Here is a 23392-nt window from a genome sequence, read left to right on the forward strand (position 1 = left end):
CACTATGAACGTACTTGTTACGGGTGGATGCGGTTACATCGGTAGCCACGCGTGTGTCGCGTTACATCACGCTGGGCATACGCCAATCGTCTTGGATAACTACTCGAACAGTCACCCGAGCGTGATTGGTCGAATCGAAGAACTGACCGGGTCACCGCTAAGGGTTTATCAAGGTGATATTCGAGACAGCAAGGTACTGGCGAGTATTTTTGCCGACCACAATATCTCTGCTGTGATGCACTTTGCGGGCTTGAAAGCGGTGGGGGAGTCTGTCGCTCAGCCACTAGCCTACTACGACAACAATGTATCAGGCACCTTGAACTTGTTAGCTGCCATGCGTGATGCGCAAGTCAACAAACTGATCTTCAGTTCTTCAGCAACGGTATACGGCGACCCTGCCGTGGTGCCGATTGATGAGCAAAGCCCAACGGGTGGGACCACCAACCCTTATGGTACCAGCAAATATATGGTCGAGCGTTGTCTTGCAGATTTAGCCAATGCCAACTCAGGCTGGAGCATCACCTTGCTGCGTTACTTCAACCCGATTGGCGCGCATCCGAGCGGCCGTATCGGCGAAGACCCAAGTGGCATCCCAAACAACCTGATGCCATTTATCACGCAAGTCGCGATTGGTCGCCGTGACGCGTTATCTATATTTGGTAGCGATTACCCAACCGAAGACGGAACCGGAGTACGCGATTACATCCACGTCGAAGACCTAGTGGACGGCCATGTGGCGGCACTGGAAAAACGCGGCGAAGTTGCTGGTCTGCATGTCTACAACCTTGGGACCGGCAATGGCGTCAGTGTATTGCAGATGGTGAACGCAATGAATGGCGTCTTGGGACGAGATCTTCCGGTTCGAATGGAGGCGCGACGCCCGGGCGATATTGCTGAGTGTTTCGCTAACCCAGCGAAAGCCGAACAAGAGTTGGGATGGAAAGCGAAGTACCGCTTAACCGACATGGTCGAACATAGCTGGAACTGGCAACAATCGAACCCGAACGGATACCAATCTTAATTTAAGGAACCACAATGTTGGAAACATTTGATGTCTCTGAGCACCCACATCGTCGTTACAATCCGCTAAGCGGAGAGTGGGTACTTGTTTCTCCTCATCGTGCCAAGCGTCCTTGGCACGGACAGCAAGAAACACCAAGCATCGAGCAGCTGGCCACGTATGAGCCGGAATGCTTTTTGTGTCCAAGTAACACGCGCGTGAGCGGTGATGTTAACCCGGACTACCAAGGCACGTTTGTGTTCAAAAACGATTTTGCGGCGCTGACGACCGAGACGCCTGAATCCCCTTCAAGCGACGATCCCTTGTTCCAGATGCACAGTGCAACTGGGGAGAGCCGTGTGATTTGTTTCTCTCCTGACCATAGTCGTACCTTACCAGAGCTAGAGCTGGATGAGTTAGATCAAGTGGTGGCGACCTGGATTCAGCAGACCGAAGAGCTAAGCCAGTCGTACCCTTGGGTTCAAGTATTTGAAAACAAGGGCGAGACAATGGGGTGCTCTCAGCCTCATCCACATGGCCAGATTTGGGCCAACAGTTTTGTTCCGACTCTGGTGGAAAGAAAAGAACAAAACCAACAGCGTTACTACGCCCAGCACGGAGCGCCAATGTTATTGGACTATGTACAACGTGAGTTGGCATCGGGTGAACGCGTTGTCGTTGAAACAGAACATTGGGTTGCTTTAGTGCCTTATTGGGCGGCATGGCCATTTGAAACACTGCTGCTACCTAAAGCAAAAGCAGGACGTTTGACGGAACTGTCGCTGGCACAACAGCAAGACTTGTCACTTGCTCTCAAGCAACTGACCACGCGTTACGATAATTTGTTTCAGTGCTCATTCCCTTACTCAATGGGGTGGCATGGCGCGCCATTTGTTGAAGGCAACCCAAGTGAGTATTGGCAAGTGCATGCTTGTTTTTATCCGCCATTACTGCGCAGTGCGTCTGTGCGTAAGTTCATGGTGGGATATGAGATGTTGGCCGAAAGCCAGCGAGACCTTACGCCGGAGCAAGCAGCAGAACGTTTACGTAACGTGAGTAGCGTGCACTTTAAATCTGCAACAAGTAAATAAGAAGCAAGTCACATATTGATAGGTCAAAAAATTTTTGCCTTTATTAATTAGTGAAATGATGTTTCAATAAAATATATATCGCATTTCTTTTTAGGTGTGCGCAAAATTACAAGGTAAATAAAATGGTATTAGATACGTTTAATCTAGTCGGGAAGGTAGCTTTAGTTACTGGATGTAATACTGGATTAGGACAAGCAATGGCGGTTGCGCTCGCACAAGCGGGTTGTGACATCGTGGGTGTCAATTACGCAGATGCGGAAGACACGCCAAGCTTAGTGGAAGCGGCAGGGAGAAAATTCTACCCGATTACTGCCGATCTGAGTGACCATTCGGTGATCACTTCAGTGGTCGACCAGGCCGTCAGTGCCGCGGGTCGAATTGATGTTCTAGTGAACAACGCAGGGATCATCCGTCGTGCCGATGCTATCGAGTTCAGTGAGAAAGACTGGGACGATGTGATGGACGTCAATATCAAGAGTGTGTTCTTTTTAAGTCAAGCGGTGGCTAAGCAATTCAAGTCGCAACAGGGTGGCGGTAAGATCATTAATATCGCCTCTATGTTGTCGTTCCAAGGTGGTATTCGCGTGCCGTCGTACACGGCGTCTAAGAGTGCAGTGATGGGGGTAACCCGCTTGTTGGCAAACGAATGGGCGGCGCAAGGCATCAATGTTAACGCGATTGCTCCGGGCTATATGGCTACCAATAATACCGCCGCGTTACGTGCCGACGAAGAGCGAAATGCAGCCATTCTCGACCGCATCCCAGCGCAGCGCTGGGGCGTACCAAGTGACTTAGCTGGTCCGGTGGTCTTTTTGGCATCGCCTGCCTCCGATTATGTCAACGGTTACACCGTGGCGGTCGATGGCGGTTGGCTGGCACGATAAAAATTGAGGCTGCGATGCAGCCTTTTTTTGAACTTGAATTTAAAAGTGAAAAGGTGTTTTAAAAAATGTGAGCAATGGTTGTGTTTGACTATTGATAAGTCGATACACTAGCGCCATCACATTCATTAACCCTTTTCTTTGCGTTGCAAAGGTGTTGAGAGATTTTTATGACCGAAGCGATTACTTTACGTCCGTTGCCAAAAGCACTGGATGAGCAGAGAGTGATTAACCACCTACCGACGGTAGTGGAATCCATTAAGCGAAACATTCCTAAGATTGGTGAGCGTAACCCTAAGATTGGTACTGATGATAATCAGTGGGACTACTGCGGCCAGTTCGACTGGGTATCGTCATTCTGGACAGGCGAGCTATGGCTTTGCTACCAGATGACCGCAGACCAGCAGTTTAAAAACAGCGCAAAGCTACGTAAGCGCTACTTTGCCGATATGTTGTTGGATCCGTTTTGGTTAGATCACGATCTTGGTTTTCAATACAGCTTGAGCTGTGTAGCAGACTACAACCTAACGGGCGATGAAGAGTCAAAAATGATGGCGATTCGCGCGGCTGACCACCTTATTCATCGTTTCCGTAAAATTGGTGGCTATATTGTCGCGTGGAACGATACGCATCCACTCGGCCCTGAGATTACACAGGGTAAGTCGATCATTGATTCTTTGCAGAACACGGCTTTACTGTTCTGGGCTGGCAAAGTGACGGGTTCTCCAGTGTACGCTCAAGCAGCGAAAACGCACAGTGAGACACTGGCAAAACACATTGTCCGTGATGATTTCTCAACCTACCACTCGTTCAATTTTGATCCTGTCACTCAACAGCCGATCAAAGGCGAAACGTTCCAAGGTTACGCTGACGACTCTTGCTGGGCGCGCGGTCAATCGTGGGCGGTGCATGGTTTTGCGCAAACTTACCTATACACAGGTGAAGAGAAGTTCCTAACACTGGCGAAAAAGCTGGCTCGTTATGCGGTGGAACAGATCACTGATGATGGTGTGCCCGTTTGGGACTACTCATTGCCAGCGGATGAAATTCAATACAAAGACAGTTCAGCGGGTGCGATTACCGCGGCAGGTCTACTGCTGATTGCACAGTGCATTGAAGATGCAGAAGAAGCAAAACAGTACCGTGATTGGGGTTTATACCTGCTGCAAGGTCTGATAGATACGTGTGACCTGACGGGTGATGAGAATGCTCTTGGGCTATTGGCTCACGGTGCATCGTTCGTCAAAGTTGGCCTGTGCGACAACATGTTGCCATACGGTGATTACTACTACTTAGAAGCGCTGATGCGCGCCAATGGCTACCAGAACTTCTTCTGGTAATTATTCGATTTCTTACGGGGGAGTCACCCCCGTTTTACCCACATTTTTGGAGCATATCATGACCAAGATTGCCTCTCGTAAAGGTCATATGACCCTGCCTGTAGAAGTCGGTCAGGAAGACGTTGTACTGGATCTTTATCAGCGTTGGCAAGCGGACGCGTTGCGTGACAGTGACGGTACCAGCATGCCTGATTCATTGGCAGAGCAAGACAGCGACATCTATTCAGTCATGTGCCTGGTGCGCGCAGACCAAGATTACGCCAATCAACACCCTGAATACCTTCACCGCAAATATCTGATGTCTTTCCCTGTGACAGCAATGAGTGACAGCGTGACTATTCAACCCTTGGATGGCTACAGTAAAGACAAGTATGAACTTGACGACGACAGCGAGCCTAAACAGTGGTGGGAAGTCCGTAACCGCACCACGGGTGAAGTGATCTCGGTTGATAACTGGTCGTTTGACGCGCAGACGCAGAGCGTTGAAGTCACCAATGTTAACCGCTACCACGAGTACACAGTAACCTTTATGGCTCGCCAAGTTTGGGATAGTGTGTCGATGTACAACGCGCTTACCAATGATTGGGATGGCCCGCGCATCAAGAGTCTCGATCCATACCACCCTGAGTGCCGCGCGCATTTGCTTAAGCACTTCCAACACTGGTTAGAGACGCATCCAAACACCACAGTCGTTCGCTTTACCACGTTCGCGTTCCTGTTTGTGATCGATACCGGTGAGCAGAACCAAGACATCTACCGTGACTGGACGGGTTACGGTGAAACCGTCAGCCCACGTGCACTGCAGGATTTTGAAAAGCGCTTTGGCTACAAGTTATCGCCAGAAGACTTTGTGGACGCCGGTTACTACAACGGCACCTACAAAGTGCCATCACAGCAATACCGCGACTGGATGACATTTGTGCAAGAGTTCGTGGTCGAGTTTGCTGCGGAATTGGTGAAAATGGCGCACGATGCAGGTAAGCGCACAGCGATGTTCCAGGGCGACCACTGGATCGGAACTGAACCATTCTTAGCCAGCTACCAGCAAATCGGTATCGACATTAACGTTGGTGCGGTGGAAGACGGTGTGGCACTGCGTCGTTTGACCGACTCGGGCGGTGACCAAATCCGCGAAGCACGTTTTTACCCGTACTTCTTCCCTGATGTGTTCAGTGAAGGGAACGACCCGGTGGTAGAGTCGATGTCGAACTGGACTAAGATTCGCCGTGCGATGCTGCAAAAACCGCTCGATCGTATCGGGTATGGTGGTTATTTGTCATTAGCGAACAAGTTCCCGCATTTTATCGATCATGTTACTGATATTTCTCAGCAGTTTGGTGAGTATCTCGACAATACCCAACGTACAGAATCGCAAAAACTGCCGGGTAAAGTGGCGGTACTCAGTGCTTGGGGTGAAGCGCGTAGCTGGCTACAAAACCAAGCGCGTGATCAGCGTTTTTACGTACCGCCTCGTCCGGATGTGATGGAACTAGTGGGTAACAACCTGCTTGAGTGTCTCTCTGGCCTACCGTTTGATGTGGAATTCATCAGCTTTGATGACATCAAACAAAACGGCATCGACCCTGAAATCAAAGTCATCATCAATACGGGTGACGCAAACTCGGCATGGAGTGGCGGCGAGTGTTGGGATGACGCAGACATCATCGTTAAGTTGCGCGAGTTCGTGGCGCTTGGTGGCGGCCTACTTGGGGTCTCTGACCCTTCTGCGTTCCAGAAAAACGGCCGTTACTTCCAACTGGGGGATGTGTTTGGCTTAGAGAAAGAGACGTCTCTGACAATGGGCCGAGTGGCGATGCCGCTTGAAATTGCTCAAGATCACTACTTAAGCCAGTTTATTACCGGCAACGAAGACTTTGGCAACGCAAGCTATGTGTACCCGCAAGCGCAGGATCTAACCGTGATTGCGGCTCAAGGCCAGCACTTGGCGTTTACGGCGCGTGACTATGGTCAGGGCCGTGCGGTGTATTTGGGTAACTTACCGTTCACCATGGACAACGCACGTTTGCTGCAATACGTATTGATCTGGTTGGCGCAGCAAGAAAGTACCTCCTTTAGCTGGTTGTCGGCGAACCCGAATGTCGATGTTGCGTTTTATCCGCACACCAACAAAGCGGCGGCAGTGAACTTTAGTGATCAAGTGCAAACCACCACGGTAACGAACACCCAAGGTCAGTCAATTGACCTGCGCTTAGATCCGTATCAATGGATTTGGCTAGATAATTAACCCCTACCAACGAAGGCGCGCAAGCGCCTTCTTTTTTATACAAGGAATTTTAATGTCATGATCTCTCAGCATTTGATCAATATTCAAGCTGTGGTGACCGACGAAATCATCCGTCAACAGTCAGAGACCCATTCGCGAACTCGCAGTGACGAGGGGTTGGCGAATTGGCAGCAGAGCTTTTGTCGTGACGGCGGTTGGTACGATATTGATTTGCCGGGTGCAGAGCAAGATGGCGAAATCATCCGGGTTTACTTACAGCGAGTATTGCTGCTGGCGTGTGAGCATTACCGCAGTCAAAGCAAAGTCGCCGCGGAGCTTGCGCTAGAGGCGTTGCAGCATTGGTATCGCGTTAATCCTCAGAACTGGAATTGGTGGTGGAATCAAATCGGTAAGCAGCGCCTGTTAGGCCCGATAGCTTTGCTGTTGTCAGCGCAATTACCTAGTGGATTAAAAGCGCAATTAATTGCTGATTTTCCAACCTGCGCGACCATGACCGGGGCAAATAAAGCAGACCTTGCCCACGCGATGGCGTTTGGCGCGCTACTGAGTCACAACGAAAATCGTTTTCACGCTGCGATGGTGGCGATTTGCGACACCATTTGCGTGACAGAAGACGAAGGGATCCAGGCTGATTACTCTTATCAACAGCACGGTCCGCAACTGCAAAACGGAGGTTACGGAGAGTCATTTTATAACGTCGCCCTGCCTTGGTGTTATGCTACACATCATACCCCGTTTGCGTTTCCCGTGCCTGTTCAGTCGATACTCAGGGACTACTTTCTACTTGGTAGTGTGTGGATGACCAGAAATGGTCAGTGGGATTACAACGTTTGCGGCAGAGCGGTAGCCAAACCGAATTTGGAAAAGCCGTTTAGTCGCGAAGTGCTTGGCACTCAAGCGCGGATGCTTAAAGCCATCTTTCCTCAAGATGCCTGCTTATTTGACAGCTACCTCGCCCACTTAAATGGGGAGCCTTACCCCTTCACGGGATACAAGCATTTTTGGCGCTCTGATTATGCCGTCTCGGTTTCTGACCGTTATGCCGTCACCGTGAAAGCCAATTCTGAACGAACCAACCCAATCGAAACGGGTAACCAAGAAAACTTGTTTGGTTATTGGTTGGGCTTTGGCAGCATGAATATCGGGGTGAATGGCGACGAGTACCGCAACCTCTTTCCGATGTGGGATTGGCGCCGCGTTCCTGGTGTGACGAATCCGCAAGTGGCAATGCCTGCGCACGAGTGGGGCAGGGTGGAGCAGCAAACCCATTGGACAGGCGGCGTGTCGAATAGCCGCTGGGGGATCTTTACCTTTGAGCTGAACGCACAGCAAACCCAAGCGCTAAAATCTTGGTTTTTCTTTGGTGACATGGTCGTCGCCTTGGGAGCGGGCATCAGTTCCACCCATTCGCAGCCAGTTGTGACCACTCTCAACCAGTGTCGTTACCAGAAGCCGTTGTTTCGAGATAACATCGCGGAGTCGGGCGCATTGGATACACACGCCCAGCGCTGGTTGCACCATGGTGATATCGGCTATGTTCTGCACGATCAAAGCGCCGTTCTGAAGTGTGAAACGCGCTTTTCTTCGTGGCGGTGGATTAACCAACATTTAACTGACAAGCCGCTCGACGCAGAAGTATTTGAGCTGACGATCCACCATGGTGTTCATCCAAGCGATGCGAGTTATCAATATACACTGTTGCCGGACGCGACCGTTGAGCAAACACGCCAATACGCAGACGCACCTAAAGCGTTAGTGGTGTCGAATAGCAAACAAACGCAAGCGGTCGTTGCCGATAAGCGTATTGGCTGTGTGTTTTATGCGCCAGCAACCTTGAGTCTCGAAGGTGGATTGTCGATCCAAGTCGATCAACCGTGCGTGTTGGCCTGTGAGAACGAAGCGCATTGCTTTAGCCTCTCCGTCGCCACCCCAGGGCGCAGTGCGATGATCAACATTGTGATTGTCGAACATGGTTGCGAGTACCAAATGCAAGTGAGCACCGCATCAGACCGGGCGAAGTTAGGTGAGAGTGTTCATCGCTGTATTGAAAAATGTGCCAAGCAGAACTTTGATGGGCTGAACGCCAGTCCAGGTTTGATTAATGCTAAGCCTAAAAGAACTTGCAACCTTGTTTAGTGTAAAAGACTGATAAGCTCCCACCTAAATTCAGAGAGTGTCATTAGAATCTCTTCATTTGTCACTCTCTGTTAAGAACTCCTCACTGAATGTGTATTTGAGTTCGCTAGGATCTATTTATGTCATATTGCCCAATTCGCACGCCTAAACCGAGCAAAGCCCCCCGTATCAATGGTGCTAAAACCGTTGGCTATTATCCCAATCATCCGTTCCAGCACAAAGTTGCCGCTAGCGGCGCAAAACCTATTGTCTATTTTGCTGACGATTTACCCGCAGGATTAACGCTTAATTCGAATACCGGCGTCCTATCAGGAACGGTTCAAACGCCAGGCAAATACGAGATTCAATTGACTGTGCGCAATACTTTCGGTCAAGACACTAAAACGCTTCGCTTATGTATTGGTGATCAAATTTGCTTAACTCCCCCGATGGGGTGGAACAGCTGGTATTGTCATAGTGAACTGATCAGCGAAGACGCTATAAAACAAACGGCCATCGCCTTTATTGAAAAAGGATTAATTGATTACGGTTGGAGCTACATCAATATCGACGATTGTTGGCAAGGCGAACGTTGCCCTAGTACCTTAGCCCTGCAAGCGAATGAACGCTTCAATGATATGCGCGGCATGTGTCAGTTTGTAAAGTCTCTGGGGTTGAAACCCGGTATTTATACCACGCCATGGCAGGCGACTTATGCTGGTTTTATTGGCAGCAGCGCACCCAATGTGCAAGGTCGTTACCAAGATTACTATCTCGTCGAACAAGACCGTGAACAATATCATCAGTTTTTCGGTCGCTATCCAAGCATCAATACCAATGGACTCAATCAGGTAGGAGAGTGGTTTTTTGATAGGGATGTCCAACAGTTTGCAGATTGGGGGTTCGAGTTTATTAAACTGGACTGGAAACCGAATGATGTCCCCACTGCGATGCGGATGTGGCGAGACACACAGAGCACTCGCGCCAATATCGTGGTTAGCTTGTCAAATGATGCGCCTTTTGCACATGCCGCTGAGTTAGCGAAGTGGTGCCACTGCTGGCGGACAACCGGGGACATCCATGACTGTTGGGAAATTGTCTCGAAAATTGGTTTTTCTCAAGCTCCTTGGCAAGCTTTGTCAGCTCCCGGCCGATACCCAGACCCCGACATGCTCCAAATCGGGCGTATAGGCGTACCTAATCGGAAAAATACCCAATTTAATCCCACTCGACTCTCCTACGAAGAACAGTATGCGCAAGTCTCCTTGTGGGTACTCTTATCGGCGCCACTGATGTTAAGTTGCGATATTGAGCAACTGGATGAGTTTACATTAAATCTGATCACCAACTCTGAGGTGATTGATATTAACCAAGATCCTCTAGTGTCGCCGGCACGACGTTTTTGTCTGGAAAACGACGTTGAGCTTTGGATAAAAGACCTAGAAAACGGCGATATAGCAATAGGTATATTTAACCGTTCGGATATCGATCGAACGTTGAATTTCGACTTAAGTCGCTATATCGACTTTGCCAACGTCCAGCTTCGGGATGTGTGGCGACACCAATATGTCGATATAAATGAAACAAAAGTGTTGATTCATTTACATCCGCACAGCGCAGAGTTGTTACGTGCTGAATCGTCAATTAATAAGCATAGTTAGAAAGTTGAATTTAGGTCTAAAAACTGACTAAATTTTGTTTAATTAAAATCAAAGACATCAAAAAAGAAATAACAGTAACAGTCTGACAGTATGTTATTGCCATGGAGGACATGGCAATAACAAATACAACTCTACGAGAAATAAATGATGTTTAATATCCACAAGAAAAAACTGGCCATGGTAGTTGGCCTAGTTATGAGCGGTCAGGTTTTTGCAGCATATGATGAAGCCCCTATGTTGCAACAACAAGTTAAAACAGGCGTATTGCCAGAGGTACAGAGTCGCCTTCCTAAAGAGCCTTTAGTCATTGAGCCAATAGATTCAATCGGCGAGTACGGCGGACAATTAAACCTTTTATCACTTAAGCGTAATATTGGTTTAGATATGCGCTTGATGAAATACGATAATCTTTTTAACTTCAATCGTTCTTACACTGGTATAGAGCCCAATATTGCTACCTCATTTGAAGTTAACCCTGAACTTACTGAATATACTCTTAAACTTAGAGAGGGAATAAAATGGTCTGATGGGGTTGAATTTACGTCAGAAGATATAAAGTTTTATATTGATCTTGTTTCAAGGGAAGATTGGTCAGGGAATAAACCTGTGTATATTCCCGCAACGGCTGAAGTCTTAGATAAATATACGGTTAAATTCAAACTCGAAAAACCAGATGGTATGTTTATTCGTAAGCTAGCAAATACCGATGGTTCTAATATTGTGCAGTTCCCTAAGCACTACTGTGAACAATACCTCCCAGAAGTGAATCCTCAAGTGCGCGCTGAAGCTAAGAAAACTGGATTTGAAAGCTGGCAGCAATACTTTCAAACGAAATGCCGCGCCCATTACTTCCCTGAGCATTATTCAAATCCGGAGAGACCGACCGTCAATGCTTGGAAGATCAAAGTCCCCGCATCACCTGAAACGCAATACGCCATTTGGGAGCGAAATCCTTATTACTGGGTTGTTGACAGTGAAGGCAACCAGCTTCCTTACCTTGATAAGGTCTATGTCTCCTATTCTGAAAACAAAGAAGAGCTGGTATTGAGAGCGGCTGCCGGTGAAACTGATTTTCAAACTCGTTTTGTTGGTGAACCGAAATATCGCTCTATGTTTATCGAAAATGAAAACAAAGGGAATTACCAATACAAACTACGCCCAACAACCAGTTCGAATGCTCTGATTTTAGGGTTGAACCAAACGATTAAAGATCCAATTAAACGTGAACTTTATCAGCAAAAAGCGTTTCGTATTGCCTTGTCTCACGCTATCGATCGTGAAGGGATAAGTGAGGCGGTTTATTCGGGAGCGGTGGAGCCTTGGCAGGTGGCCCCTATTCCAGGAAGCGAATTTTATAACGCAGAGTTTGCAACCCAATATCTTGAGTACAACCCAGAGAAAGCGAATAAGTTGTTAGATGAGTTGGGGTTAAACAAACGAGATAGTGATGGTTTCCGGTTGGACAAAACCGGTAAGCGATTGCGCATCGATACTCTAATCGACCAGCGTTTAGCGGGCGAACGTACCGATATCCTTGAACTGATAAAGAATGACTGGGCCAAAGTCGGTGTCTTTATGGACATGAAAATTTCAGACGGCTCCTATGTGCTAACTCAGCGTTTGGCGAATGAGCATGATTTGATTCCCAACACGGGGGATGGCGGTATTGGGGTATTGGATACTTACCGAAATTATGCACCACAAAACCCTGAATCCACATGGGCTACCGCGCACTATTATTGGTCTACCGATCACTCCCATAACCTTGCTGAGAAACCCGAAGGCGCAATCGCAAAACAGTTCCAGTTGCTCGACGCGATGGCCAATACCGCCTCTCAAACTGAGCAAAACAAGCTTATGCACCAAGTAATTGAAATCGCGAAAGAGGAGTTTTATCTTATCGGCACGGTTCGCGCGTTAGACGAAGGCGTGATTATTAAAAATGACGTACGCAACTCAGACACCAGCGTACCTCATTCTTATGGTATCGCGTCGCCGGGACCGATGCGCCCAGCGCAGCTTTGGAAGCAAAAATAACGCTCACCGCAGCGCCTAGAACACTCTGCCAGAGGTTCTGGGTGCTACCCATGAGTTTTCACGCTCCGGTTAGTTGGGCAAATGGCATACTGACCAAACCCAATGTTTTAAAATCCTTGTCACTTGCTCGCGTGTCAAAATGTCAGTAAAGAAAAAGGCGCCTCTATTATAGTGGCGCCTTTGAGTTGACTAACATTCATTCGATGAGAGTGCGAGGTTTTCGCTTAATCCAGCTTAAGTGTCGTTAACATAGACGCTTTCAAGCAACAGAAATTACCGAGTTTGCTCGCTGCTGATCACATTTTGCAGCTTCTCGTCTAGCTCAGCCACTTTCTCTGGCATCTGTTCGGCTAAGTTCACTACCTGGCCCACATCGTCATTGAGGTCGAACAGTTGCGGCTTAGACAGGTTGCCTTTCTCATTACCTGTGTATTGGCAGATAAAATCATCATCGTGTGGTGGAATGTAAGCGTAGCGCTGGTCGCGGAAGACCTTTTTGTACTGCATCCCCTCGAGCACCATTGATTCTCTACCAACCTGATCTTGGCCGATTAGCGTTTCAAGTAGTGCTTGGCTGTCTGGCGCTTCTGCTGACTCTAGCGGCTGATTCACCATTTGTGCAAATGAATGATACAAGTCTACTTGGTTGAACAGAGCGTTGGTTTCACCCGGTTGAATTTGCGCTGGCCAGCGAACAATAAATGGCACTCGGGTGCCACCTTCAAATAGGCTGTACTTACCGCCGCGCAGAGGGCCAGCCATGCGGTGCTCGCCGTTGAACTCAACCGCGTGATCTTTATAACCGTCGTTCAAAACCGGACCGTTGTCACTGGAGAAGATCACTAAGGTGTTGTCTTTCAGGCCCAAGGATTCCAGCTTGTCTAGCACCTTACCTATGCACCAGTCCATTTCGACGATCACATCGCCGCGCACACCATGAGGTGTGATACCTCTGAAACGTGGGTTCGGGATACGCGGTACATGTGGCTGGTGCATTGCGTAGTAAAGGAAAAACGGCTCGTCTTGATTTTGCTCGATAAACTCAATTGCTTTATCTGCAAACACTTCGCCCATGGTCTCATCGTCCCAAATAGCCGATTGACCGCCGCGCATATGGCCGATGCGGCTCACGCCGTTAATGATGGTGCCGTCGTGACCGTGATCGTACATCACATCCAATAGCTCTGGGTTGTGGCGACCATTTGGTACGTCAACAAACGCTTCGTCCGAGTCGTAGGTCACTTGAATGGGATCTGATGGGTCAAGGTTGTCGACGTGGCGATTGTCGATGTAAACACACGGTACGCGGTCATTGGTTGCGGCCATGATATAAGACTCGTCGAAACCAACATCGTTGGGAGTGCCGTTGATCTCTCGGTTAAAGTCTAGCTCGCCATCACCTAGGCCAAGGTGCCACTTGCCCACAATACCGGTTCGGTAGCCCACTTTTTGCAGCATCTGCGGCATAGTGCTGTCGTGAATACCGATGATCTGAGGGGCGTCGCCCGGCAGTACCGCCGCGTCTGGGTTACGCCAAGGGTAAGACCCGGTTAACAAACTGTAGCGCGAGGGCGTACAGGTGGCAGCCGTGGCATAACCTTGGTGAAATTTAAGGCCCTCTTCAGCCAACTTGTCTAGATTTGGCGTGGGAATGTCGTTGGCACCATAACAGCTAACATCACCAAAGCCTAAGTCGTCGGCGTAGATAATAATAATGTTAGGACGGTGGTTACTACTCATGGTTGTTCCTTGAAAACAGGTGATAAGGTAAAAGTTCGGTTAACCAGCGTTGGGCGACCCAAGGGTCGTCTGTGCGCACTAATTCTTCGGCGAGCGCCCTTAGTAGGCAGCGCTCGATAGGCGCATCAGGGTTAAAAGACAAGTTGTGCAACTGGTATGGGTCGAGTGCGTTGTCGAAAAATAGGGTGTGCTCGAGTTTACCCTGCGTGTCGACTTCGAGCGCTAAGGTGTAACGCTGTGTTTTGAGCCCTCGACTGACGGGGAAGTAATCGACCACTTTATTGTTGTGGTCACGATACCCATCGATATTGCGAATATAAAGCGCACAGCTTGGTAATGAAGCACTCGTATTGGCAAACACTGCATTGCTTAAGTTACGTCCATGAATGTCGTTTGGACACTGCTGCTCTAGGCCCATGACACCGAGCACCGTCGGCATAATGTCAGCGCTACTTAGAAACACAGAATGCTGCTTTACTTGTTTCGACTGGGCACCTTTGATGACAAATGGCACAGAGAACGCTTCATTGTAAATGCAGTTTTTGGCGTCGTTGATCCCTTGACTACATAAGGTTTCGCCATGGTCGCTAGTAAACACAACCACAGTGTTCTCCCATTCGCCGAGCGCTTTAAGCTCGTTGACCAGGCGACCAAACTCACTGTCTGTGCCTGTCACGTTGGCAAAATAGTATGCGGCGCTGTGTGCCTTCTCGATGTGGGTATCGGCATTATTGCGCAACAACAACTCCTCGACTGGCGTATCTTTATAACGCAGCCAATCCTCTAAGCGACAATCATCAAGGCTATCGTAAGGGCTGTGCGGTGGGTTCATCGACATAAACAACGCGAACGGTTTGTCTGGATCGCGTTCGCCATGCTCGTTCTTAAGGTACTCAATGGCCTTGTCGGTTTCGTGCTCAGCCGACCACACTTTGGGTTCGTGACGAACGCCATGAGTGTCGTAGTAGTGTGGATTGTTGTGTTCATCAAACGTGCCGTACCCATACCAATAATCGATGCCATGACGACGCTGTGGCTCAGTGTAAGAGTCCCAAGCAGGCACATTGGGATCGACGTAGTGACCAGGGTTAACTGGATCGTTTGGCGTCGGGACGTCTAAATGCCATTTACCGATGTAACCGACATGATAGCCAGCCATTGACAGGGCATTGGTAAAGCAAAAGGCAGTTTCGGGTAACTCGGAGTGAATGCGGTCGGAGTTGCAATTCAACGGGACGCCACTGCGAGAAGGAAATTGTCCGGTCATCAAGCTGCCTCGGTGAGGGCTGCACACCGGACAGTTGCTTACCGCATTACTGAGTAATGTCGACTGCCTAATGAATGCGTCTAAATGTGGGGTACTGACAGGGTCTCCAACCCCAGGTAAATACGCTTGGTACTGAGCATCTTGCCAGATGCTTAATGACATTAAACGGAACTGGTCGGGAAAAACGTATAGCAGATTGGGCTTTTTCATACTCAAATTATCTAGAAAGTTTACATTATTATATTGAAATGGTGTTTTAAAATTGAGTTGTCGATCACGATTTGGTGATTATTTGAAATGCTGTTTTAAAAATAAAATAGAATGGAGATTCATAAATGAGAAGACTAGGGTGAGTTAGATGCCACTGCAGATACCGACTGGAAAAGTGAAAGCCAAACGACCATTTCATATTCTGTCTAAGCCGATAGGTCCGTTGTGTAACCTCGCTTGTGAGTATTGCTTCTATTTGGATAAGAGCGAGTACTACCCGCAATCTAAGCAGTTTACGATGACGGAAAACACACTTGAGGCGCACGTCAAAAATTACATCGAGAGTCAACCGGCAGGGTGTCGTGAAGTCACGTTTGGCTGGCAAGGCGGAGAGCCCACACTCAGAGGCTTGGACTTTTTCCGCCAAGCGGTGGCGCTGCAAAAAAAGCACGCGCGTCCGGGAATGAAGATCATCAACACACTGCAAACCAATGGTGTACTGATCAACGACACTTGGGCTGCTTTTCTAAAGCAGCACGATTTTTTGGTCGGCATCAGTATCGATGGTGACGAAGCACTGCATGATCACTACCGCAAAACCCGCAGCGGCGCTGGCTCTTATCGTCAGGTGATAGCCGGTTTACAGATGCTACAAAAGCATCAGGTCGAGACCAACGTGCTGACCGTTATTCAGAATCACAATGGCGACCATGGCCAACGGGTCTATCAGCATCTAAAGCAACTCGGGGTGACGTTTATTCAGTTTATCCCGATTGTTGAGCCAGAAAAGGGCAGAGGTGTCTCCCAGCGCAGCGTATCTCCGGCGCAGTTTGGCCAGTTTATGATCGATGTGTTTGAGCAGTGGCGCAAAGAGGACATCGGCAAGGTGTTCGTCAGCCATTTTGATAATGCGCTTGGTATGCACTTGGGATTGCCGTCGTCTATCTGTGTGCATGCGCCTCAGTGCGGTGAAAACCTTGTGGTTGAACATAATGGTGATGTTTATAGCTGCGATCATTTTGTCTACCCAGAGTTCAAAGTGGGCAACATCAATCAACGCGATTATCCAGACTTAATTGAAACGCCGATTCAACAGCAGTTCTCTACGCGAAAGCCGATGGGTAGCCAAACCCACTGCCAGCAATGCGACCAACGCTCGCTTTGTCATGGCGCTTGTCCCGCGCAGCGTATTGATGAAAGCGGCGAGCTCTCGATCTCAGCCAAGCACTACCTGTGTGAAGGGTATTATCAACTTTTTTCACATTTACGCCCTTATCTTGATGCCATGGGACGTTGCCTGCAGCGTGGACTACCGCCTGTTTATTACGCCAGATTTATGCGCCAGAGCTAAGCTGGCGCAATCTTTACTTAGATGACCGATATGCCATTTACCGATATAGATATGTTGGTGTTTTGGTAGCTGAGAAATCAGATTGGCATCGTCTAACGGCACATCTCGTTTCTCGGTGGCGTACAAACAGAAGAGGCACAATAGGCGTTGTCAAAACGCATATCGTCTGCGGCAAGTCTATCCATATTTGGTGTACGGACAACGTCATGGCCGTAACCCCCCAAACATGTCTGCGCGCGTCTGTTACATCAGTAACAGAGCAAGATTCACATACCTTCCAAATCCATAAATTGAAACGGCGTTTTAATTATATTTGTGTTTCGAGTGCAAAATTGTGAGCTGAGTAGCTGTTGGTCTAAAAAAATGAAACGTAGTTTTGATCTTCATATCATAAATATAAAAAAGCGTTTCAATAATTAAATTCAATAGGTTTTAATTCACCTCATTGATGATTTTGTTGTTAGGCGAGTAACCCGTGGCAATAAGTTTGAATTGTTTGGCTGATACGGCGCAGGGATGCATAGGCCGTTCTGAAACGATGAATATGCTAAAAGTAATTGTGGAACGTCAGGTGGCCGTTGTTCGTGGAACGGCGCAAGACCTGCCCAATTTCAATAGTGCGGCGCACTATACTGCTGAGGTTGCGGGTATTGAGCATGTTTGTCGATTGATGTGGGGCGCAGTACCTGCAGGCGATGAACTGAGTACAGTGCATGTCGAACTGCGTCGATTGATCGCCAACGGCACCAACCCATCTCACCCAGACTTTTGGCAGTTTCCAGGGCATTACGACCAACGTGTGGTAGAGATGTCTTCGATTGCTGTTGCGCTTATTGATGCCAACGAACTTTACTGGCAGCCACTGGATAACGAGCAGCGTGCCCATCTTTCCGCTTGGTTAAACTCGGTGGCTGATTTAGAGCTTCCGCCAAACAACTGGCGTTGGTTTCGAGTTCTTATCTTAAAAGCTCTGTCGCTATTGGGTGTCGAGATTGAGCAGTCAGTGCTTGAGCAAGATCTCGCGTTTCTTAATGACATGTATTTAGCAAACGGCTGGTACCAAGATGGTCTTACAGGTGTAGTCGACTACTACAACCCGTTTGCTTTTCAGCTTTATGCGCTGGTTTACGCGCGATGGGACAATTCAAACAGCGAACTGAGTCAGGTTCTGGTGCGTCGCGCGATTGAGTTTTCTGACAGTTACCAATATTGGTTTAGCCAAGATGGTCAACCGCTCTGTTACGGGCGCTCATTGAACTACCGTTTTGCCGGTGCTGCGTTTTGGGTTGAACTGGCACGCTGTGGCCATCCTGATGTCGATATCTCACTGGCAAGAACGTGCTGGCAGCAGACCATGGGCTGGTGGAGTGAGCAGCCTATCTGGGACAATAACGCCCAGTTGCTACCAGGTTTTGCGTATCCCAATCTATTGAGCAGCGAGTTCTATACCTCGTATGCGTCACCAATGCTAGCACTCAAAGCTTTTAATGCGCTGGCATTACCTGAGCAACACCCCTTCTGGCAGGCGTCGTTAACGCCGCTTGTGGATACCGAACACCCGGTCAAAGTTGCCAATCATTTGCTCATGAGACGGGGTGGGGTGTACATGCTGACTAACAGTGCTGGCTCTGCCGAATTGCGCCATTGTGATGATAAATACGCCAAGTTTGCCTACAGCTCTGATCATGGTTTATGTGTCGAAAGTAGCCGTTGGATTGAACAAGGCTGGGCAGGTGACAACATTCTCGCGTTTCGTCACCCCGACACCAAACAGTGGATTGGCCGTTCGCGTCATCTAGAAACCTACGCACTCGATGACTCCATCGTATCTATTTGGCAACCCTTTCCGGGCTGTAAAGTGGAAACCACGCAGATGTTCTCCAACGGTAAAGAGGTGCGACTCAATCAGGTGACCTGCGACCAAGCGTTGGATTTTGTGATGACAGGGCACGCAGTTGATACATGGAGTCAATGGTTTAGTCACGATGAGCCTCGTGCAGCCAAAGTGGAGTCCGACAGTCTATACAGCCAACTGGTTTTGGTCAGTGGTCCTGGCGAAACGCGTGTTTATCCGTGTGCGCCCAACACCAATTTACTTTTTCCCCACGCCAGCGTTCCAGTGATAACTGGGCAGTTCCCGCAAGGAACGTCGCGTCTGCTAGTTGAAGTGTACGCCGGCAAAAAAGAATCCCCTCAAGAAAAATCACATCAGGGAGTGACTGATGAAATATACAAATAATATACCTCTACTCGGTAAAGTTGCCGTTGCTATTGCGGCTTCGGTTTCTGTCTCTGCTTTTGCAGAAACGTACAATGAAGCGCCTCAGCTTAAAGAGATGGTTAACAAAGGCCAGCTACCACCAGTGGTAGAGCGTCTGCCAGAGAATCCATTGGTGGTTGAGCCTATTGACTCTATTGGTCAATACGGCGGTGAACTGCGTCTACTTGGCTTAAAAGCAGACCGCGGACACCGTATGCGTATGTTGAAATACGATAACTTGTTCAACTTTAACCGTCACTATACGGGTATCGAGCCTAACCTTGCGACCAGCTATACCGTCAATGATGATCTGACTGAGTACACGATCAGCTTACGTAAAGGTGTGAAATGGTCAGACGGCGCTGAATTTACCGCCGACGACATTGCTTTCTATTTGGAACTGATCAATCGTGAAGATTGGTCTGGCAACCGACCTCTATATGCAAGCGCACCAGGAGACGCGGTCGGTGAAGTGGTCGATAAACACACCATCAAGATTTCGCTGAAAAAAGCAGATGGTATGTTTATCCGCAAGCTGGCGAACACCGACGGCTCAAACATCGTTCAATTCCCAAAACACTACTGTGAGCAGTACCTGCCAGAAGTTAACCCTAAAGTGAATGCCGAAGCTGAAGCGGCAGGCTTTGACAGTTGGCAACAGTACTTCCAGACTAAGTGTCGAGCGATTTACTTCCAAGAAAGCTACCAAAACCCAGACCGTCCAACAGTTAACGCGTGGCAGGTGAAAGTGGTTCCAGGCCCACAAACTCAATACGCAGTTTGGGAACGTAACCCATACTACTGGCAAGTGGATACGGAAGGTAACCAACTCCCTTATCTAGACAGTGTGTATTTCTCTTACTCAGAGAATAAAGAAGAGATGGTTCTTCGCGCTGCAGCGGGTGAGACTGATTTTCAAACTCGCCACATTGGTGTCGCCAAATACCGTCCAATGCTGATCGAAAACGAGAAAAAAGGTCAATTTACCTACGCGACTCGCCCAAGTACCAGCATGAACGCGGCAATTCTGGGCTTCAACCAAACGCACAAAGATCCCGTTAAACGTGAACTATTCGCGAACAAAGATTTCCGTGTTGCTTTGTCTCACGCGATTGACCGTGACGGCATTAGTGAAACGATCTTCTCGGGCGTTGTCGATGGATATCAAGCAGCACCTTCTGAAGGTAGTGCTTTCTACGATGAAGAGTTTGCAACCCAGTTTACTGAGTTCAACCCAGAATTGGCCAACCAATTGCTCGATAAAGTCGGTCTTGCGGATAAAGATGAACAAGGTTACCGCTTAGACAAAAATGGTAACCGTCTGCGTATCGAAGCGTTAGTTAACCAACAGCATGTTGGCGAAATGACCGACATTCTTGAGCTGGTTAAGAAAGACTGGCAAGCGGTGGGTATTTTCCTAGACATTCGCATTGTTGAAGGCTCTTTCCTACAGACGCAACGTTTAGCGAACGAATATGACCTAGTGCCTGCTAAAGGTGATGGCGGCATCGGTGTGCTTGATACTTTCCGTAGCTACGCGCCACAGAATCCAGAATCAACCTGGGGCCTTGGCTACTACTACTGGATGACAGACACCACCCACGCTAACGCTGTAGAGCCACCGGCGCACGTTAAAAAGCAAATTGAGCTTTACCGCGCAATGGGCAAAACCGCATCGCATAAAGAACAGTCTGAATTGATGAAGCAAATCATTGATATCGCGAAAGAGAACTTCTACGTGATTGGTACTGTTCAACCTTTGGATGAAGGTGTGGTTATCCGTGAAGGCGTGCGTAACGCCGATACAGAAGTACCCAACTCATACGGTATCGCCTCACCAGGCCCGATGCGTACCTCTCAGCTTTGGAAGGAGTCAAAATAACTCTAGCCGCTAGCGATAAGGTGTGGTGATTACCAGACCTGTTAGCCACAGCCTTATGCAGTTGTGGCTAACAAACTTCTTGTTAAAACAGTTTGCGATTTCGCAAATGTAGGAATTATTATGAGCAGTTTTTTTCTGTATATTGGACATAGATTAGCCGCGGTATTTACCACTTTGCTAGTCGTTTCAATTTTAGTTTTTGTCGTTATTGATTTACCGCCAGGTGATTTTGCGTCTGCAAAAATCGCCGAAATGGCCGCTATGGGCCAAGACGTCGATCCAGAGCAAATCCTTGTTTTGCGTGAAATGTTTGGCTTAGATAAACCGTTGTATGAGCGCTATCTGAGCTGGGCTGGCGGGCTATTAACCGGTGACTTAGGGCTTTCTTTGGTCAACAACAAACCGGTTTGGGATAATATTCAGCCCACTCTGTTACCGACTATTCTCCTTGCTAGTGCGGTACTGGTATTCAAATTTCTTTTAGCGATTCCTATTGGTGTGTATTCAGCACTGCGTCAATACTCGATTGGAGATTACATTGCGACGATCTTCGGCTTCATCGGTATGGCGACACCAAACTTTGTTATCGCCATTGTCGCCCTGTTGATTGGTTACCACTCCTTTGACGTCATGCTGTCTGGTTTGTACTCGCCCGAGTACATTAGTGAACCTATGAGTTTTGATAAGTTTATGGACGGGGTCAGTCGCAGTTGGCTCTACATCGTTGTAGCAGGTACCGCGGGTATGGCAGGGATTATCCGTATCATGCGCGCTAACTTACTCGACGAGTTAACCAAACCTTATGTAAAAACGGCACGTGCTAAAGGACAGAAAGAACTAACACTGTTGGTGAAATATCCTATTCGCGTTGCATGTTTGCCATTGGCTGCGACCATTGGTTGGCAGTTGCCTTTGCTTATCAGTGCGGACGTCATTGTGAGCCAAGTACTGAACATCCCAACCATGGGCCCAACCATGCTTAGCGCGTTACGTAACCAAGATATGTATCTCGCAGGCGACATTCTTCTGCTGATGTCTAGTTTGACGATTATCGGCACCATTATTTCTGACCTCATCATGTATTGGGTAGACCCTCGCGTGCGCGCTGGTCTTTAACCGAGGAATTACCATAATGACAGTGAATATTGAAACTGCGCCTTCCAATAGCATGTTTGCTCGAGTTTGGAAGCGAAAGAAAAAACAAATTGATCTCACCGAAGCGACAGCTTGGCAACTGATAGGCATTAAGTTACGCCGTCACAAACTGGCTTGGTATAGCATGTGGTTCCTAGCGCTGATTTATTTCGTCGCCGCATTTGCCGAATTCTTTGCGCCGTTTGAGCCAAGTGAGAACTGGCGTCGATACACTTACGCGCCACCACAAGAAGTCAACTTATTTGAAAAAACCGATGACGGTTGGGGCTGGGCCCCGCATTTGATTGGCTATGAAGTGACCACAGACATGCGTTCATTGAAACGTCACTTCAAAGAAGATCCCGCGAAAAAAATCTACTTCGAATTTTTTGGTGAGGTAGAACCCTACACCTTGGCGGGTTTCATTCCAATGAAGTACAAACTGTTGGTACCACATAACAAACGTGATCCTTTCTTTATCCTCGGTTCTGACCGAATGGGCCGTGATATGTTATCGCGCTTAGTTCACGGTGCGCGTATCTCATTATCGGTCGGTCTGATTGGTGTGTTCTTTACGTTCTTCATCGGCATTCTCATCGGTGGTATCTCCGGTTACTTTGGCGGAAAAGTGGATAACTTCATTCAGCGTGCTATGGAGATCGTCAAATCGATTCCGACACTGCCGCTTTGGATGGCGCTGGGTGCATCACTGCCTAGTGATTGGAGCTCGCTACAGCGTTATTTCTTGATCACTATCATTCTCGGTTTGGTTGCGTGGCCGGATATGGCTCGTGTTGTCCGTAGTCGTTTCATGTCATTGAAGAGTGAAGAGTACGTCGCAGCCGCATGGCTAGATGGCAACACGCCATTTGAAATTATCCGTCGCTACATGGTGCCAAACTTCTTAAGCCATATCATCGCGGTGGTTACGTTGGCTATTCCGGGCATGATTTTGGGTGAAACCGCACTCAGCTTCTTAGGTCTCGGTCTTCAACCACCTATGGTGAGTTGGGGGGTATTGTTACAAGAAGCGCAAAACATTCGTGCTCTTGCGGATGCAATCTGGCTGTTAATTCCAGCGGCAAGTGTGGTTATTGCCATTCTAGCGATGAACTTTGTAGGTGACGGTTTACGAGACGCCTGCGACCCTTACCACGAACAAGGTGCAAAATAGGTAT

The 23392-nt window shown here is 48.4% G+C and carries 15 protein-coding genes; 13 read left to right on the forward strand and 2 right to left on the reverse strand.

Translation table 11 applies throughout. The annotated features are described in order from the left end of the window. Window positions 1–4: 4 nt before the first annotated feature. From galE to FCU94_RS06015, 8 genes are all read left to right on the forward strand, one after another. Window positions 5–1021 carry a UDP-glucose 4-epimerase GalE gene (gene galE / locus FCU94_RS05980; protein ID WP_176287635.1) on the forward strand — a complete coding sequence of 339 codons (1017 nt, stop codon included), beginning with the start codon at window positions 5–7 and terminating at the stop codon, window positions 1019–1021. 14 nt (window positions 1022–1035) lie between these two features. Continuing rightward, the gene (locus FCU94_RS05985) at window positions 1036–2091 is read left to right on the forward strand and encodes a UDP-glucose--hexose-1-phosphate uridylyltransferase (RefSeq protein ID WP_217906384.1); all 1056 of its coding nucleotides are present in this window, start codon (window positions 1036–1038) and stop codon (window positions 2089–2091) included. A gap of 122 nt (window positions 2092–2213) precedes the next feature. Then, the gene (gene kduD, locus FCU94_RS05990; protein ID WP_176287636.1) at window positions 2214–2975 is read left to right on the forward strand and encodes a 2-dehydro-3-deoxy-D-gluconate 5-dehydrogenase KduD; all 762 of its coding nucleotides are present in this window, start codon (window positions 2214–2216) and stop codon (window positions 2973–2975) included. Between the two features lie 167 nt (window positions 2976–3142). Continuing rightward, window positions 3143–4312, forward strand: coding sequence for a glycoside hydrolase family 88 protein (locus FCU94_RS05995; RefSeq protein ID WP_176287637.1), 1170 nt, complete (start codon window positions 3143–3145; stop codon window positions 4310–4312). Window positions 4313–4370: 58 nt separating this feature from the next. After that, window positions 4371–6557, forward strand: a complete 2187-nt coding sequence (gene gnpA, locus FCU94_RS06000) for a 1,3-beta-galactosyl-N-acetylhexosamine phosphorylase (protein WP_176287638.1) — start codon at window positions 4371–4373, stop codon at window positions 6555–6557. Window positions 6558–6614: 57 nt separating this feature from the next. Further along, a complete protein-coding gene (locus tag FCU94_RS06005) occupies window positions 6615–8693 on the forward strand; it encodes a polysaccharide lyase family 8 super-sandwich domain-containing protein (RefSeq protein WP_176287639.1) in 2079 nt (692 codons plus the stop codon). A gap of 119 nt (window positions 8694–8812) precedes the next feature. Next, window positions 8813–10333, forward strand: a complete 1521-nt coding sequence (locus FCU94_RS06010; RefSeq protein ID WP_176287640.1) for a putative Ig domain-containing protein — start codon at window positions 8813–8815, stop codon at window positions 10331–10333. Between the two features lie 144 nt (window positions 10334–10477). Then, window positions 10478–12370 (forward strand): ABC transporter substrate-binding protein, encoded by a 1893-nt coding sequence (locus tag FCU94_RS06015; RefSeq protein ID WP_176287641.1) that lies wholly within the window; start codon window positions 10478–10480, stop codon window positions 12368–12370. Between the two features lie 273 nt (window positions 12371–12643). Here FCU94_RS06015 and FCU94_RS06020 read toward each other — a convergent pair whose 3' ends face one another. Both FCU94_RS06020 and FCU94_RS06025 read right to left on the reverse strand, forming a co-directional pair. Continuing rightward, on the reverse strand, window positions 12644–14110 hold the full coding sequence (locus FCU94_RS06020) for a sulfatase family protein (protein WP_176287642.1): 1467 nt from the start codon (window positions 14108–14110) through the stop codon (window positions 12644–12646). Beyond that, window positions 14103–15587, reverse strand: coding sequence for a sulfatase family protein (locus tag FCU94_RS06025; RefSeq protein ID WP_176287643.1), 1485 nt, complete (start codon window positions 15585–15587; stop codon window positions 14103–14105). Before FCU94_RS06025 ends, FCU94_RS06020 begins: the two co-directional genes overlap by 8 nt. Window positions 15588–15735: 148 nt before the next feature. On the opposite strand from FCU94_RS06025, the gene FCU94_RS06030 reads away from it, so the two are divergent. The 5 genes from FCU94_RS06030 (at window position 15736) to FCU94_RS06055 (ending at window position 23388) form a co-directional block, all read left to right on the forward strand. Further along, window positions 15736–16938 carry an anaerobic sulfatase maturase gene (locus tag FCU94_RS06030; protein ID WP_176287644.1) on the forward strand — a complete coding sequence of 401 codons (1203 nt, stop codon included), beginning with the start codon at window positions 15736–15738 and terminating at the stop codon, window positions 16936–16938. Between the two features lie 544 nt (window positions 16939–17482). Further along, window positions 17483–19177 carry a DUF2264 domain-containing protein gene (locus tag FCU94_RS06040; protein ID WP_176287645.1) on the forward strand — a complete coding sequence of 565 codons (1695 nt, stop codon included), beginning with the start codon at window positions 17483–17485 and terminating at the stop codon, window positions 19175–19177. After that, complete coding sequence (locus tag FCU94_RS06045) at window positions 19161–21080, forward strand: ABC transporter substrate-binding protein (protein ID WP_176287646.1); 1920 nt, start codon at window positions 19161–19163, stop codon at window positions 21078–21080. The genes FCU94_RS06040 and FCU94_RS06045 overlap by 17 nt, the downstream gene beginning before the upstream one ends. 120 nt (window positions 21081–21200) lie before the next feature. Further along, window positions 21201–22196, forward strand: a complete 996-nt coding sequence (locus FCU94_RS06050; protein ID WP_176287647.1) for an ABC transporter permease — start codon at window positions 21201–21203, stop codon at window positions 22194–22196. Window positions 22197–22212: 16 nt separating this feature from the next. Then, entirely contained in the window at window positions 22213–23388 is a 1176-nt protein-coding gene (locus tag FCU94_RS06055) for an ABC transporter permease (RefSeq protein ID WP_176287648.1), read from the forward strand. The last annotated feature ends 4 nt before the right edge of the window (window positions 23389–23392 follow it).

It is taken from the genome of Vibrio sp. JPW-9-11-11, assembly GCF_013369335.1.
Taxonomy (GTDB): Bacteria; Pseudomonadota; Gammaproteobacteria; order Enterobacterales; family Vibrionaceae; genus Vibrio.